The 13,316-nt window shown below is 68.9% G+C and carries 15 protein-coding genes; 4 read left to right on the top strand and 11 right to left on the bottom strand.

The genetic code is table 11. The features are described 5' to 3' along the window. Positions 1-125: 125 nt before the first annotated feature. Positions 126-1,169 carry a tRNA preQ1(34) S-adenosylmethionine ribosyltransferase-isomerase QueA gene (queA, locus tag FHY06_RS20090; RefSeq protein ID WP_184606140.1) on the top strand — a complete coding sequence of 348 codons (1,044 nt, stop codon included), beginning with the start codon at positions 126-128 and terminating at the stop codon, positions 1,167-1,169. A gap of 5 nt (positions 1,170-1,174) precedes the next feature. Further along, on the top strand, positions 1,175-2,347 hold the full coding sequence (gene tgt / locus FHY06_RS20085; protein WP_019653944.1) for a tRNA guanosine(34) transglycosylase Tgt: 1,173 nt from the start codon (positions 1,175-1,177) through the stop codon (positions 2,345-2,347). Positions 2,348-2,356: 9 nt separating this feature from the next. Here tgt and FHY06_RS20080 read toward each other — a convergent pair whose 3' ends face one another. Continuing rightward, positions 2,357-2,734, bottom strand: coding sequence for a hypothetical protein (locus tag FHY06_RS20080; protein ID WP_026346306.1), 378 nt, complete (start codon positions 2,732-2,734; stop codon positions 2,357-2,359). A gap of 113 nt (positions 2,735-2,847) precedes the next feature. Between FHY06_RS20080 and FHY06_RS20075 the strand changes: the two genes are divergently transcribed. Further along, positions 2,848-3,630 carry an SDR family NAD(P)-dependent oxidoreductase gene (locus FHY06_RS20075; protein ID WP_019653943.1) on the top strand — a complete coding sequence of 261 codons (783 nt, stop codon included), beginning with the start codon at positions 2,848-2,850 and terminating at the stop codon, positions 3,628-3,630. Positions 3,631-3,763: 133 nt separating this feature from the next. On the opposite strand, the gene FHY06_RS20070 is transcribed toward FHY06_RS20075, so the two are convergent. From FHY06_RS20070 to FHY06_RS20040, 7 genes are all read right to left on the bottom strand, one after another. Beyond that, a complete protein-coding gene (locus tag FHY06_RS20070) occupies positions 3,764-4,147 on the bottom strand; it encodes a DUF3597 domain-containing protein (protein WP_019653942.1) in 384 nt (127 codons plus the stop codon). 136 nt (positions 4,148-4,283) lie between these two features. Continuing rightward, positions 4,284-5,354 (bottom strand): zinc ribbon domain-containing protein, encoded by a 1,071-nt coding sequence (locus FHY06_RS20065; protein WP_126183759.1) that lies wholly within the window; start codon positions 5,352-5,354, stop codon positions 4,284-4,286. 22 nt (positions 5,355-5,376) lie between these two features. Then, positions 5,377-6,177 carry a DUF2145 domain-containing protein gene (locus FHY06_RS20060; protein ID WP_184606139.1) on the bottom strand — a complete coding sequence of 267 codons (801 nt, stop codon included), beginning with the start codon at positions 6,175-6,177 and terminating at the stop codon, positions 5,377-5,379. Beyond that, positions 6,174-6,635 carry a hypothetical protein gene (locus FHY06_RS20055; protein WP_184606138.1) on the bottom strand — a complete coding sequence of 154 codons (462 nt, stop codon included), beginning with the start codon at positions 6,633-6,635 and terminating at the stop codon, positions 6,174-6,176. Before FHY06_RS20055 ends, FHY06_RS20060 begins: the two co-directional genes overlap by 4 nt. Positions 6,636-6,664: 29 nt before the next feature. Then, a complete protein-coding gene (locus FHY06_RS20050) occupies positions 6,665-7,171 on the bottom strand; it encodes a YiaA/YiaB family inner membrane protein (protein ID WP_184606137.1) in 507 nt (168 codons plus the stop codon). A 125-nt stretch (positions 7,172-7,296) separates the two neighbouring features. Continuing rightward, entirely contained in the window at positions 7,297-9,255 is a 1,959-nt protein-coding gene (locus tag FHY06_RS20045; RefSeq protein ID WP_184606136.1) for an MFS transporter, read from the bottom strand. A gap of 14 nt (positions 9,256-9,269) precedes the next feature. Further along, positions 9,270-10,124, bottom strand: a complete 855-nt coding sequence (locus FHY06_RS20040) for a hypothetical protein (protein ID WP_184606135.1) — start codon at positions 10,122-10,124, stop codon at positions 9,270-9,272. A gap of 145 nt (positions 10,125-10,269) precedes the next feature. Here FHY06_RS20040 and FHY06_RS20035 point away from each other — a divergent pair, with 145 nt between their 5' ends. Then, a complete protein-coding gene (locus tag FHY06_RS20035) occupies positions 10,270-11,004 on the top strand; it encodes a helix-turn-helix domain-containing protein (RefSeq protein ID WP_019653935.1) in 735 nt (244 codons plus the stop codon). A gap of 109 nt (positions 11,005-11,113) precedes the next feature. On the opposite strand, the gene pyrF is transcribed toward FHY06_RS20035, so the two are convergent. From pyrF to rimI, 3 genes are read right to left on the bottom strand one after another with little or no spacing between them, the layout of a single operon-like run. Next, positions 11,114-11,935, bottom strand: a complete 822-nt coding sequence (gene pyrF / locus FHY06_RS20030) for an orotidine-5'-phosphate decarboxylase (protein WP_019653934.1) — start codon at positions 11,933-11,935, stop codon at positions 11,114-11,116. A 33-nt stretch (positions 11,936-11,968) separates the two neighbouring features. Then, positions 11,969-12,772 (bottom strand): uracil-DNA glycosylase family protein, encoded by an 804-nt coding sequence (locus FHY06_RS20025; RefSeq protein WP_184606134.1) that lies wholly within the window; start codon positions 12,770-12,772, stop codon positions 11,969-11,971. Next, on the bottom strand, positions 12,769-13,311 hold the full coding sequence (gene rimI, locus FHY06_RS20020) for a ribosomal protein S18-alanine N-acetyltransferase (protein WP_019653932.1): 543 nt from the start codon (positions 13,309-13,311) through the stop codon (positions 12,769-12,771). Before rimI ends, FHY06_RS20025 begins: the two co-directional genes overlap by 4 nt. Between the last annotated feature and the right edge of the window lie 5 nt (positions 13,312-13,316).

The following is a 13,316-nucleotide window of genomic DNA, read 5'->3' as shown; positions in this document are numbered from 1 at the left end:
GCCTCGGACAACCCCGCGAAGCCCGCGGAAATGGCCGGCTTTCGCGGCATGGGACAATCGGGCCCTCCCCCGCGTCCCACCGCTTCCCGTCTTTCTTGGAACGGGCCCGTCCGGCCCTCAAGCACATGCGCGCTTTCACGCTCTCCGATTTCGATTTCGCCCTGCCGCCCGAGCTGGTGGCACAACACCCGGCCCCCGAACGAACCTCCTCCCGCCTGCTCGACGGCACGGGGCCCGCACCGGTCGACCGCATCTTCAGGAACCTGCCCTCTCTGCTGCGGCCGGGCGACCTGCTGGTCTTCAACGACACCCGCGTGGTGAAGGCCCGCCTCTTCGGCGAGAAGCCGACCGGCGGCAAGCTCGAGCTGCTGGTCGAGCGCGTGCTGCAGGGCCAGGAAGTGGTGGCGCACATGAAGGTGAGCAAGAAGCCGCCCGTGGGCACCACGCTGGAGATGGTCGGCGGCTTCCGCGCCACGCTGCTGGGCCGCTGGCCGGACGAGAACGGCGCCCTCTTCCGCTTCGCCTTCGAGAGCGACACCGGCGAGAACCCCTACATGCTGATGGAACGCTGCGGCCACGTGCCGCTGCCGCCCTACATCACCCACACCGACTCGGCCGAGGACGAGAGCCGCTACCAGACCGTGTTCGCGCGCGTGCCCGGCGCGGTGGCCGCGCCCACCGCCGCCCTGCACTTCGACGAAGGCCTGCTGGCCGAGCTGGAGGCGAACGGCGTGCAGCGCGCCAACGTCACGCTGCACGTGGGCGCCGGCACCTTCCAGCCGGTGAAGACCGAGAACATTTCAGAACACACGATGCACGCCGAGCGCTACGAGGTGCCCGAGTCGACGCAGCACGCGATTGCCGACTGCAAGGCGCGCGGCGGGCGCATCGTGGCCGTGGGCACGACCACCGTGCGCACGCTCGAATCGTGGGCCAAGAGCGGCGAGGCCGCGGGCGACACGCGCATCTTCATCACGCCGGGCTTCGTCTTCGAGCACGTCGACCTGCTGGTGACCAACTTCCACCTGCCCAAGAGCACGCTGATGATGCTGGTCTCGGCCTTCGCTGGCTACGAGCGGGTGATGGGGCTGTACGCCCATGCCATCGCCGAACGCTATCGCTTCTTCAGCTATGGCGATTCCATGCTGCTGGCACGCAACCAGGACTGAACGACATGCTGAACTTCGAACTCCTCAAGACCGACCCCGACAGCCACGCGCGACGCGCCACGCTCACGCTCAACCACGGCAAGGTGCAGACGCCGATCTTCATGCCCGTGGGCACCTACGGCACGGTCAAGGGCGTGATGCCGCGCAGCCTGGAAGAGATGGGCGCGCAGATCATCCTAGGCAACACCTTCCACCTGTGGATGCGCCCGGGCCTCGACGTGATGGCCAGCTTCGGCGGGCTGCACCAGTTCGAGAAGTGGGACAAGCCCATCCTCACCGACTCGGGCGGCTTCCAGGTGTGGTCGCTGGGCGCGATGCGCAAGATCAGCGAGGAGGGCGTGAAGTTCGCGTCGCCGGTCAACGGCGACAAGCTCTTCCTCACGCCGGAGGTCTCGATGCAGATCCAGACCATCCTCAACAGCGACATCGTGATGCAGTTCGACGAGTGCACGCCCTACGACACCAAGGGCCACATCACGACCGAGGCCGAGGCGCGCATCTCGATGGAGCTGAGCCTGCGCTGGGCCAAGCGCTGCCAGGCCGAGTTCTCGCGCCTGCAGAACCCGAACGCGCTCTTCGGCATCGTGCAGGGCGGCATGTACGAGAACCTGCGCGAGGAGTCGCTCGCGGCGCTGGTCGACATGGACTTCCCCGGCTACGCCATCGGCGGCGTGAGCGTGGGCGAGCCCAAGGAAGAGATGCTGCACATCATGGGCCACACGCCGCACCGGCTGCCCGCGAACAAGCCGCGCTACCTGATGGGCGTGGGCACGCCCGAAGACCTGGTGCAGGGCGTGGCCGACGGCGTGGACATGTTCGACTGCGTGATGCCCACGCGCAACGCGCGCAACGGCACGCTCTTCACCCGCTTCGGCGACCTGAAGATGCGCAACGCGCGCCACAAGAGCGACCCGCAGCCCATCGACCCGAGCTGCACATGCCATGCCTGCGCGGGCACCTCGGGCGTGAGCTGGAACGACGGTGGCCGCGAAGGCTTCAGCCGCGCCTACCTGCATCACCTCGACCGCTGCGGCGAGATGCTGGGGCCGATGCTCACCACCATCCACAACCTGCACTACTACCTGAACCTGATGCGCGAGATCCGCGAGGCGCTCGACGCGGGCACGTTCACCGAGTTCCGCGCGCGCTTCAAGTCGGAGCGCGCACGAGGCGTCTGAGGCTTCGCCTCACTTCAGCGGAAGGATCGGCAGCGGCGTGGCGTAGGGCTCGATGCGCAGCGCATCGTTCTTGAACACCACGATCTGCCTGAGCGGCGCCTGCACCAGTGCGCCGCCTGCGTCCTTGCTCGATGCGTACTGCCACAGCGTGAGCTGGCCCTTGGCGGCGAGCTGGGTCGCCAGCCGTTCCACGGCGGGGCCCGAGCCTGCGCCGAGCAGCGCGGCGTCGGCGCCGACGATCACCTCGTCGCGCGGCGAGACCACCTTGAAGAGCTGGACACCCGGCGCTGCCCCCTGCGCCCGAACCGAGCGCACCGCCAGCGCGGCGGGAACGAGCATCGCGAGCGCAACGAGGGTGCGGCGGCCGGGGAGGGTCTTCGTCTTCATGGAAGCAAGCGTAGCCACGCACGTGCGCGCCGCCCATTCGCCGGAAGCCATACAACGGCCGGCCGCTATCCGCTACGCTTGCCGTCCGTCTCCAACGCCGTTGCTGCATCCCCATGACCGACGCATCACAACTTTCGCCCTACACCGCCCGCTATCCCTCGCTGGCCGGACGCACCGTGTTCATCTCCGGCGGCGCCAGCGGCATCGGTGAAGGGCTGGTGCGGGCCTTCCATGCGCAGGGCGCGAAGGTGGGCTTCTGCGATCTCGACAGCGCCGCCGGCAATGCGCTCGCGGCGCAGTTGCAGGGCGAACACCCGGCGCTCTTCCTGCCCTGCGACGTGACCGACACGGCCGCCCTCGCGGCCACCATCGACTCGGTGCGCCAGCGCTTCGGGCCGGTGTCGGTGCTGCTGAACAACGCCGCCAACGACCGCCGCCACGAGATGGCCGACGTGACCGACGAGGACTTCGACCGCCTCGTGGCCGTCAACTTCAAGCACCAGTTCTTCGCAGCGCAGGCGGTGGCCGACGACATGCGCGCGCTGGGCGGCGGCTCGATCATCAATTTCGGCTCGATCAGCTGGATGATGAAGGGCAGGGGCTACCCGGTGTACCAGGCCTGCAAGGCCGCGGCGCGCGGCCTCACGCGCTCGCTGGCGCGCGACCTGGGCAAGCAGAACATCCGCGTGAACTCGATCGTGCCGGGCTGGGTGATGACCGAGCGGCAGATCAGGCTGTGGGTCAAGCCCGAGTCGGCCGCGGAGATCGATGCGGCGCAGTGCCTGCCGGGGCGCGTGATGGCGGAGGACATCGCGGCGATGGCGCTCTTCCTCGCGGCCGACGATTCGCGCATGTGCACCGCGCAGGATTACGTGGTGGACGCGGGCTGGACCTGAAAAAAAGCCTCGCGCATTGCGCGAGGCTTTCTGTTCTGGAACACCGCGGAACCGGCTTCGCCGGGCCGAAGGTGCTGCCCCCTGCAAGGGGGTTGGCGCAGCGACACGAAGTGCGTGCAGCCCGGGGGTGTGCTCAGTCCCGCAACTCAGCCGGAACCGTACCGCCGTTGGCGGCCAGCTTGGTCATGACCTGGCGGTGCAGCCAGATGTTCATCTTGGCGCTGTCGCTGGTGTCTTCACCGTAGCTCAGCTCGGCGGCCAGCTGCTTGCGGGCTTCGAGGCTGCTGTCCAGGCCCAGCAGCTTCATCAGGTCGACGATGGAGGTGCGCCAGTTCAGGTTCTTCGAGCCCGGCATCGCGTCGAGCACGGCGGCCACGTCGCCCAGCGGAATGGCCGGCGGCGGCGCGGCCACGGCGGGCGCCGGTGCATCGGCTGGAGCCGCGGGGGCTGGTGCCGGGGCCTCAGCGGCTTTGGCGCCCGGGAAGATCTTGGAAAGGATGCTGCCAAAAATGCTCATGCTTGTGCTCCGTCGAAGGGTTGGCTGGAAGTCTGCGGCAACACTTGTGTCGCAGCCGGGGTTTGTAGCACGGCCCCGCGGCATGTCCGCTACATGACGTGTCGAAGCTTCCGCGCGCCGTGACCGAATTCGCAGACTACGCCTTCGCCGTCCCGAGAGGCGGCAGCACGCGATTCGCGGCCGAGGTGCCGCACGCGTGGCAGAACTTGGAGAACGCGCTCTTGCGCGTATCGCAATTGCCGCAATGGTCGAACAGGCCGATGCCGCAGTGCGGGCAGAAGTCGATCTCGTTGTTCTTCAGGTCCACCGGCCGCTCGCAGCCCGGGCACACGCTCTTGGCCAGTCGCGCGAGCGCGGTGTCGTAGCTCAGTTCCTCGCGGCGCACCTGGTCGGGCTGCTGCTCGGCCAGCTTCTGCCGCGCGAGATAGCGGTTGAGCGCGACGATGGCGTAGCGCCCCACCAGCACCGTGAGCACGATGCCCACCACGTAGCGCACGTAGCCGCCGTAGCTCGGCAGGTAGGGCACCAGCTCGACGAAGAAGGCGAACAGCGCGAAGAAGATGAAGCCCCACACGAAGGGCCAGTAGGTGCTCTTGCGCTTCTTGACGAAGAGCCAGCCCGCCACCACCAGCAGCGGCAGCGTGAGCGCCAGCCGGTAGGCGAACACGCGCAGCTCCACGCGGCGGTACTCGGCCTCCAGCTTGATCTGCGCATCGCGCTCCAGCTCCGAAAGCGCGATGCGTGCGCGCTGCTCGCCCTGGCGCGCATCCAGCGTGATCTGCTGCTGCGCGTTGACCTTGCGCTGCAGCTCTTCCTCCTTCTGCTTGAAGGCGTCGAGCGCCTTGGTGCGCGCGATGAGCTCGGCGTCCTGGTCGGGCAGCGCGGTGGCGCGCCGCGTGGAAAGCCAGTTGGCGAAGGTCTCGCGCGCATTGCGGCTGGCCTGCTGGGCGGCGTTGAGCTGCAGCTGGATCTGGTCGAGCTCGCGCGCAGCCTGCAGCTCGGCAGCCTCCGATGCCTTGATGGTGGCGCGCAGCGGCTCGGCCCGTTGCTTGTCGATGAAGTCGTCGAGCTGGCGCACCCGCTCGACCTGCGGCAGGTCGCTCACCACGGTGCTGCCGAGCCCGATGAGGAAGCTCGCGAACACCAGCGCCACCAGCCAGAGGCCGCGGCGGAACCATTTCTCGGAAAGTCTCAGGGACTTGCTCATGTTGTTTTCTCCTTGTTCCTTCTCACTGGAGCTTCAGCGTCACCGGCGCCGCGCCCAGGCCGGCGCGCGGCATCCAGGCGAACACCGAATCGACCGTGACCGTCTCGATGCGATCCGAAAAACGCTTGTCGTTGGGATGATCGTCGAAGGCCACATTGGCCGAACCCACGCGGCCGCCCAGCCGCGTGAGCGGCCCGAGCTTCAGCGTGGTGGGCTCGTAGCCCTTGAACTGCATCCACGCCTGCGCCTGCGCGCGGTCGGCGATGGTGGCGGGTTCCATCGCGGCGGCCATGGTTTCCATGGCCCACTGGTTCGACTGCTGGTACTTGCGGCCCCACGCGTAGCTCACGATGCTGTAGGGCTGCGTGTGCAGCCGCACGATGCGCACGGGCGATTCGTTCAGTGCGGCCAGCAGCCGCGCCTGCACCTCCGGCGTGGGCACGACCCATGCGGCCTCATAGCGCCAGAGGTCGTCGAGGAAGAACTCCCCGAGCCCCTGGCGATAGACCTCGGCCACCGCCGTGCCGCACTGGTTGAGCTTGTGCACCACGCGCCACGGACCGGCCTCGGTCCTGTAGGCGAAGCCCAGGTGCGAATAGCGCAGGCCGTACTTGCCGAGGTCCTGTCCAGCGCGCGCGAGGATCACCACGCGGGCTCCGCTGGCGTCGAGCGCCTGCGAGGTGCGCTCGGCCAGCTGCATGCCCTTGGCGATCACGGCCGGCGTGGGCCGGATCTGCTCGCAGGAGCGGCCGGCCTGGGCCTGCATCGGCAACAAGGCCACCGCAGCCGCCAGCGCGAGCAGCGGGACCAGCGCGCGATTCACGACAACCTCTCGTTGTGCAGCAGCGCGCGGCCGATGGCGTTGGGCACGAAGGCCAGCACCTCGCCGGCCGCCGACAGCACGACGCCCGAGCCGATCACGGTGACGAGGACGCTGGTACCCACGGCCTTCGAGGCGCCATCGGCCGCGCGGCCGGCGACCTTGATGCTGGCGCGCGCGCCGTCGGAGGCGCGTTCGAGCACGTACACCGTGCCGTCCACCGAGCCCTCGACCGCGACCACGGCGAGGGTCGAGCCGCCCACCGAGAGCGCGGCGGGCAGCGCGACCGCCGTGGTGGCCGAAGCCCCGACGGCGGAGCCCGCGACCACCACCGACGCCACCGGCATCAGCGAGAGGGCGAGCGAGGCATCGCTCTGGGCCTGGGCTTGCAGGGGAACCGCGATACCGGCGAAGACAGTGCTGGCGGCGACGAGGGCGGCGGCAATCGACTTCCTGATCATGATGAGTCTCCGTTCTTCGGGTGCGTGAGTCATTCGGCGGCAGCAGCGGCGGCTTCGGCGCGCGCCATCCGGCGGCCCTGCAAGCGGGCTTCGGCCAGGTCGGCCTCGTGGCGGTCGCGCAGCGTCTTGGCCAGCGTGAAGGCCGAGCTGATGAGGAACAGCCAGCTCACGCCCAGAAAGGCCTTGTAGGCGTCGTTGATCTCCATGCGCACGAGGCCCCAGCCGGTCAGGCCCATCGCGACGAAGAAGCTGCCCCAGACGACCAGCTTCCACATCGGCACGTCACGCGACGCTTCGGAGCCCCGCTCGGCGGCCTGCTGGCTGTCGCGCACGAACTTCGACAGCATGAAGGCCGTGCTCAGGCAGAAGACGTAGCCCATCACCATGAACGCCCGGTCCAGCGCCTCGCCCGGCAGCCAGCTCAGGCCGGTGGCGCACAGGAACACGGCGATCGCGAACGAAGCCCAGGCCTGGAAATGCCAGGCTCGCGTGTCGCGCTGGATGAAGACGGTCGTGGTCGATGAGAAGGGTTGCATGGATGCCTCGCGGCGTAGTGAAGGTGAGCGAATGATGGTTCGCTTCCGCACCGCGAGGCTTGAATGCTTGCACCGGTTGCGGTTTCCGGCGCCGCCGGTATCCGCAAGCGATACTTTTCAGGGGTTCAGGAGGCCAGCAGGGCGCCCACGCGCTGGCGCAGCCCCTCGGGCTGCACCTCGGCCGGCGGCACCGGGGCGCCGACGTTCAGGCCCACGCGGCTGAAGAAGCCGCGGCGGAAGGGCTTGGCCATGGCCACGCGCTCGCCGCCGCGCAGCTCGATGCGGCTGAAGTACGAGCCCCAGAGGTTGATCAGCGCCATCGGGACCACCGGCGGCTCGATGCCCTGGGCGCGCGCGCCCTCGAGGATCTTCATCACGCCGCCCTTGAAAGGCTGCAGTTCACCGTCGCGCGTGATCGCGCCCTCGGGGAAGATGGCCAGCAGGTCGCCCTCGCGCAGCACTTCCTGCGCCTTGGCGAAGGCGGCCTCGTAGGCGGCCGGGTCTTCCTTCTGCGACGAGATGGGAATGGCCTTGGCCAGCTTGAACAGCCAGCCCAGCACCGGCACCCTGAAGATGCGGTGATCCATGATGAAGCGGATCGGCCGCGGGCTCGCCGCCATCAGCAGCACCGCGTCGATGAAGCTCACGTGGTTGCACACCAGCACGGCCGCGCCCTCGGTGGGGATGTGCGTCTCGCCACGGATGTCGAAGCGGTAGACGAAGCGCGACAGCACCCAGGCCACGAATCGCAGCAGGTACTCGGGCACCAGCATGAAGATGTAGAACGCCACCACCGCGTTGGCGATGCCGGTGAACAGGAAGATCTGCGGAATGGTGAATCCCGCGCCCAGCAGCGCGCCCGCGATGACCGAGCTGCCGATCATGAACAGCGCGTTGAGGATGTTGTTCGCCGCGATGATGCGCGCACGGTGCGTGGGCTGGCTGCGCAGTTGGATCAGCGCGTACATGGGCACGCTGTAGAGCCCCGCGAACAGCGACAGCAGCGCGAGGTCGGCCATCACGCGCCAGTGCGCGGGCTGGTGGACGAAGGTGCCGATGCCCATCTCGGCCACCTTGGGCAGGCCGCGCGAGGCGAAGTACAGGTCGATCGCGAACACGCTCATGCCGATGGCGCCCAGCGGTACCAGGCCGATCTCCACCTGCCGGCGGCTGAGCGTCTCGCACAGCAGCGAGCCGACGCCGATGCCCACCGAGAACACCACCAGCAGCAGCGAGGCCACCTGCTCGTCGCCGTGCAGCACTTCCTTGGCGAAGCTCGGGAACTGGCTCAGGAACACCGCGCCGAAGAACCACATCCACGAGATGCCCAGCAGCGAGCGGAACACCACCACGTTCTCATTCGCGAGCTTGAGGTTGCGCCAGGTCTCGCTGACCGGGTTCCAGTTGATGACCAGGCCCGGATCGGTGGCCGGCGCGCGCGGAATGGCCTGCGCCACGCCCCGGCCCACCAGCGCCAGCAGCACGCAGCCCAGGGCGACGCTCGTGTGGCCGACGTTCGGCAGGGCCACCAGCAGGCCGCCCGCCACCTGTCCGAGCAGGATGGCGACGAAGGTGCCCATCTCGACCATGCCGTTGCCGCCGGTGAGCTCGCGCGCGTCGAGCACCTGCGGCAGGTAGGCGAACTTGACCGGGCCGAACAGCGTCGAGTGCAGCCCCATGAGGAACACGCAGGCCAGCAGCACCACCGCATTGGCCGTGACGAAGCCCCAGGCGGCGATCAGCATGATCACGATCTCGAGGTCCTTGACGAAGCGGATCATCTTCGTCTTGTCGAACTTGTCGGTGAGCTGGCCGGAGGTGGCCGAGAACAGCAGGAAGGGCAGGATGAAGAGAGCGCCGATCACCAGGCCCGCCATCGAAGGCGGCATCCAGCTCAGCTGGAGCTGGTAGGTCACCATCACGGTGAAGGCGAACTTGAAGAGGTTGTCGTTCGCCGCGCCAGCGAACTGGGTCCAGAAGAAGGGCGCGAAGCGCCGCTGCCCGAGGAGCGCGAACTGGTTGGCGTGGGCGTTCTCCTCGTGAGCCACGGGCGTGGCCGGGGCTGCGGCGGCGGGATTTGTCATTCGAAGAGTGCTCCTCATGCGGCCACGGCGGCGGCGCCCGGATTGTGCCGCAGCGCGGCTTGCCAGCGCATCTCCAGCTTGCGCAGCGCGAACACCACGGGCAGTCCGGCGAACGAGGCCGTCAGGTGCTTGAGCGTGTGGCCCGACACCGTCTGCTGCGTGAATTCGTAGATCTGGTGGTCGGCCATCTCGAAGCCCTTGGCCAGCACGTAGAAGAAGATGATCCAGCCCAGCCTCAGCCCCACCGACTTGCGCATCGGCGTGGCGAGCGCCAGCGTCAGCACCAGCGCCATGCCGCCGAACTGCACCAGCGCCCAGGGCATGACGTTGCCCGTCTCCTGGAACACCTCGGCCGACAGCAGACCGGCCGTCAGCACGAACCAGGCGGCCGGCCAGCCGGCGCGCTGGCTCACCCGTTCGCAGACCGCCACGCCGATCAGCCCGGCGAAGGCCACCGCCATGCCGGCGCGGTCGGCGGCGAGCCGGGGGCCGTCGGGCATGAGGTGGTAGAAGGCCGAGCCGGCGGCGGTGGCGATCAGGCCGGCGAAGAAAAGCCACGCGCAGTCGAGCGTGTTGTCCGGCGGGTCGCTGGCCGGCGGGGCCAGCGGAAACTGCGACAGCGCCTCCTGGTGCGAGCGGTCGATGCGGTTGAGCCGGTACAGGCCCCACAGGCCGATCACCACGAAGGGGATGTTGCTCAGCACGTCCATCGCGTTGGGCAGCCCGTGCCAGGCGCGGTTGTCGGCGAACACCGAGGCGATGGCGACGTCGGCGGCCGGCAGCTCGGGGCCGAAGAAGCCGATCAGCGCGAGAAGCGCGAAGGTGAAAAGCAGCCCGCGTTCGCGGCGGCTGAGGGAGGGCAGAAGCATGGCGGTCCTCGGTGGTGGTCTGAACTGGCGCGGAATTTAGGGTCCGCACCCCTCCAGAGGCATCGAGAATCGATACGAGGCACTAATTCACACCCGGTGGTATCTCCAATTGATACTTGCCGACGCCCGTGTACGCTTCCGGCCCATGAGTACCACCGTCGATCTCGTCCAAGCCCTCAAGAACGAACTCAAGAACGCCCGCATGACCTACGCCGATCTGGCGCGCTCGCTCGACATGGCCGAATCCAGCGTCAAGCGCATGCTGGCCAAGAGCGACATGCCGCTGTCGCGCGTGGACGCCATCTGCCGGGCGCTGAAGATCGATTTCGCCGAGCTGGCGCGCCGCGTGGCCGACGCCCAGCCGCTGCTGAAGGAGCTGACGCACGAGCAGGAAAAAGCCGTGGTCAAGGACAAGAAGCTGCTGCTGGTGGCCATCAGCGTGCTGAGCCAGTGGACGCTGGAGCAGATCGTGGCGGCCTACCGCGTGAGCGAGGCCGAGTGCATCGGCTTCCTGGCCCAGCTCGACCGCATCGGCATCATCGAGCTGCGCCCGCTCAACCGGTATCGCCTGAAGCTCGCCAAGACCTTCCGCTGGCGCCCGCACGGGCCGGTGATGGAGTTCTTCCGCGAGAACGTGGTGCTCGACTACTACAAGGGCGGCTTCGACGGCCCGGCCGAGGGCCTGCTGCTGGTGCACGGCCAGATCAGCCGCTCGCTGGCGCCCGCCTTCCTGGAACGCCTGCAGCGCGTGGCGCAGGACTTCGCCCAACAGCACCAGACCGACCAGAAACTGGCCGCCAAGGACCGCGAGGGCTACACGCTGCTGCTGGGGATGCGGAACTGGGAGTTCGAAGCTTTCACGCGGCTCCGTAGAGCATGAGGCTCAATCCAGGAACACCGAGGAACCGGCTCCGCCGGGCCTCTGGGTGTTGCCCCCGGTAGGGGGAAGGCGTGCGCGACACGAAGTGCGCGCAGCCTGGGGGCGAGCCCTATTTGGCTGATTCCAGGGTGTCGCGCATGGTGCGCGCGGCAGTCTTGGCCGCTTCGGCGAAATCGTCGCCCGACGAGGCGTAGATGATCGCGCGCGACGAGTTCACGACGATCGGTGCATCGGGGCGCCAGCCGGCGCGCACCGTGGCGACGGCATCGCCGCCCTGGGCGCCGACGCCGGGGATCAGCAACGGCACCGTGGGCGCGAGTTCGCGCACGCGCTCGATCTCGGCGGGGTAGGTCGCGCCCACCACCAGGCCGAGCTGGCCGTTGAGGTTCCACGGCCCCTGCGCCAGCTTGGCGACGTGTTCGTACAGGAAGGGCTGGCCTTCGACGTCCGCCAGGCGCTGGCCCTGCAGGTCGGAGCCGCCGGGGTTGCTGGTGCGGCACAGCAGGAAGGCGCCCTTGCCCTCGTGCTTGAGGTATGGCGCCACCGAGTCGAAGCCCATGAAAGGCGACAGCGTCACCGCGTCGGCGCCGTAGCGCTCGAAGGCTTCGAGGGCGTACTGCTCGGCGGTGGAGCCGATGTCGCCGCGCTTGGCGTCGAGGATCACGGGCACATGGGGCGCGTTGCGGCGCATGTGCTCCATGAGCTTCTCGAGCTGGGCTTCGGCGCGATGGGCGGCGAAGTAGGCGATCTGCGGCTTGAAGGAGATGACCAGGTCGGCCGTGGCGTCGACGATGCGAGCGCAGAAATCGTAGATGCGGGTGGCGTCACCCTTGAGCTGACCCGGGAACCGGGCAGGCTCCGGATCGAGCCCCACGCAAAGCAAAGAACCGTTTTTTTGCTGTGCGGCGGCCAGCTTGTCGAGAAAAGTCATGAGGCCCGATTTTAGGCGGGCCGTCCGCGCCCCTCAGTTCGGGGTGGGGGAATGCTGCTCGGCGGCAAGGCAGAGGTCGGCCCAGGCACGGGCCTTGTCGGCCGGATTGCGCAGCAGGTACGCCGGGTGGTAGGTGGCGACCACCGAGGCGCCCTCCACGCCGTCCAGCGGCACCGTGCGCCCGCGCAGCTTGCCCAGCGGGTCGCCGCTGCGCATCAGGCTCTGGGCCGCCAGCGGCCCCATGGCCAGCACGACGCGCGGGGCGACGGCCGCCGCGTGCTCGCCGAAGGCCTCGTCCATGGCGCGCGGGCTGCCGGGCTGGCCCGAGGCCACGCCGCGGTGGGTGCGCATGAGGTGCACCGGTGTGCTGCCGTCGTGCAGCTTCAGGGCGCGCAGCATGTTGTCGAGCAGGCGGCCGGCGTCGCCCGCGAAGGGATCGCCGTGGCGGCCGTCGGCCTCGGGCGGCATGTCGGCGACGACCAGCCAGCCGCCCTGCACGGAGTCGGCGGCGCCGGCATCGGCATAGAGGCGGCAGGGCGCTTCGACCAGCACGGCCGCGCCCTGGGTGACCGGTGCGGAGGCACGGGGAGCCGGCGCGGGCGCCTGCACCGGCGCGGCGACGGGCCTCGCGGCAGGCGGCGGCGGCGCGGCCACGGGCATCTCGGCTTCGGGGAGCTCGTCGACGACGGGCACTTCTTCCTCGACGGGCGCCGCAGCCTCGGGCGCGGCAGCCGCTTCGACCGCCTCGGGCACGGGCCACCAGACCTTCACGCCCATCTCGTCGAGCATGGCGCGCTGGCGGGCGTCCAGCCTCAGCGTCTGTACCGCGGCGCTCATCGCAGGCCTCCCCAGGCGGTGGGGCTCTCGTTCAGCCGCAGGCTCATGACGACCGCGTCCTCGCGCTTGCCGCCATGCGCCGGGTAGTAGCCCTTGCGCACGCCGACGCTGCGGAAGCCCTGGCGCAGGTAGATGTCGAGCGCGCGCTGGTTGCTCTGGCGCACTTCGAGCCAGAGCCACTGCGCGCCCTCGGCGCGCGACCAGCCGCCCAGCGCCTCGAGCATGAGCGGCGCCCAGCCCTGGCGCTGGAAGGCCGGCGCCACGGTGATGTTCAGCAGGTGCACCTCGTCGACGCCCTTCATGGCGACGAAGTAGCCGATCAGCGTCTCGCCCAGCTGCGTGACCGGCGAGTTCACGCCCGGCGCCACGCCGGGGGCCAGCAGGCACTGGCAGTGGTAGCCCACGGCCATGGAATCGGTGAAGTTGGCGCGCGTCCAGGGATGGCTGTAGGCCGTCTGCTCGACCGCGCAGACGGCGTCGATCCGCTCGACGGTGAGCGGTTCGAGGCGGGCTTCGACGGGCTGGAGGACGGCGCTCATGCGTG

The organism is Variovorax atrisoli, assembly GCF_014195185.1.
Lineage (GTDB): Bacteria > Pseudomonadota > Gammaproteobacteria > Burkholderiales > Burkholderiaceae_C > Variovorax > Variovorax atrisoli.
This window is presented reverse-complemented; position numbering and strand designations above follow the sequence as displayed.

Excerpts from the sequence above, each read along its gene's own strand:
- queA (WP_184606140.1), top strand. The coding sequence starts at position 126 with ATGCGCGCTTTCACGCTCTCCGATTTCGATTTCGCCCTGCCGCCCGAG.
- tgt (WP_019653944.1), top strand. The coding sequence starts at position 1,175 with ATGCTGAACTTCGAACTCCTCAAGACCGACCCCGACAGCCACGCGCGA.
- FHY06_RS20080 (WP_026346306.1), bottom strand. The coding sequence starts at position 2,734 with ATGAAGACGAAGACCCTCCCCGGCCGCCGCACCCTCGTTGCGCTCGCG.
- FHY06_RS20075 (WP_019653943.1), top strand. The coding sequence starts at position 2,848 with ATGACCGACGCATCACAACTTTCGCCCTACACCGCCCGCTATCCCTCG.
- FHY06_RS20070 (WP_019653942.1), bottom strand. The coding sequence starts at position 4,147 with ATGAGCATTTTTGGCAGCATCCTTTCCAAGATCTTCCCGGGCGCCAAA.
- FHY06_RS20065 (WP_126183759.1), bottom strand. The coding sequence starts at position 5,354 with ATGAGCAAGTCCCTGAGACTTTCCGAGAAATGGTTCCGCCGCGGCCTC.
- FHY06_RS20055 (WP_184606138.1), bottom strand. The coding sequence starts at position 6,635 with ATGATCAGGAAGTCGATTGCCGCCGCCCTCGTCGCCGCCAGCACTGTC.
- FHY06_RS20050 (WP_184606137.1), bottom strand. The coding sequence starts at position 7,171 with ATGCAACCCTTCTCATCGACCACGACCGTCTTCATCCAGCGCGACACG.
- FHY06_RS20045 (WP_184606136.1), bottom strand. The coding sequence starts at position 9,255 with ATGACAAATCCCGCCGCCGCAGCCCCGGCCACGCCCGTGGCTCACGAG.
- FHY06_RS20040 (WP_184606135.1), bottom strand. The coding sequence starts at position 10,124 with ATGCTTCTGCCCTCCCTCAGCCGCCGCGAACGCGGGCTGCTTTTCACC.
- FHY06_RS20035 (WP_019653935.1), top strand. The coding sequence starts at position 10,270 with ATGAGTACCACCGTCGATCTCGTCCAAGCCCTCAAGAACGAACTCAAG.
- pyrF (WP_019653934.1), bottom strand. The coding sequence starts at position 11,935 with ATGACTTTTCTCGACAAGCTGGCCGCCGCACAGCAAAAAAACGGTTCT.
- FHY06_RS20025 (WP_184606134.1), bottom strand. The coding sequence starts at position 12,772 with ATGAGCGCCGCGGTACAGACGCTGAGGCTGGACGCCCGCCAGCGCGCC.
- rimI (WP_019653932.1), bottom strand. The coding sequence starts at position 13,311 with ATGAGCGCCGTCCTCCAGCCCGTCGAAGCCCGCCTCGAACCGCTCACC.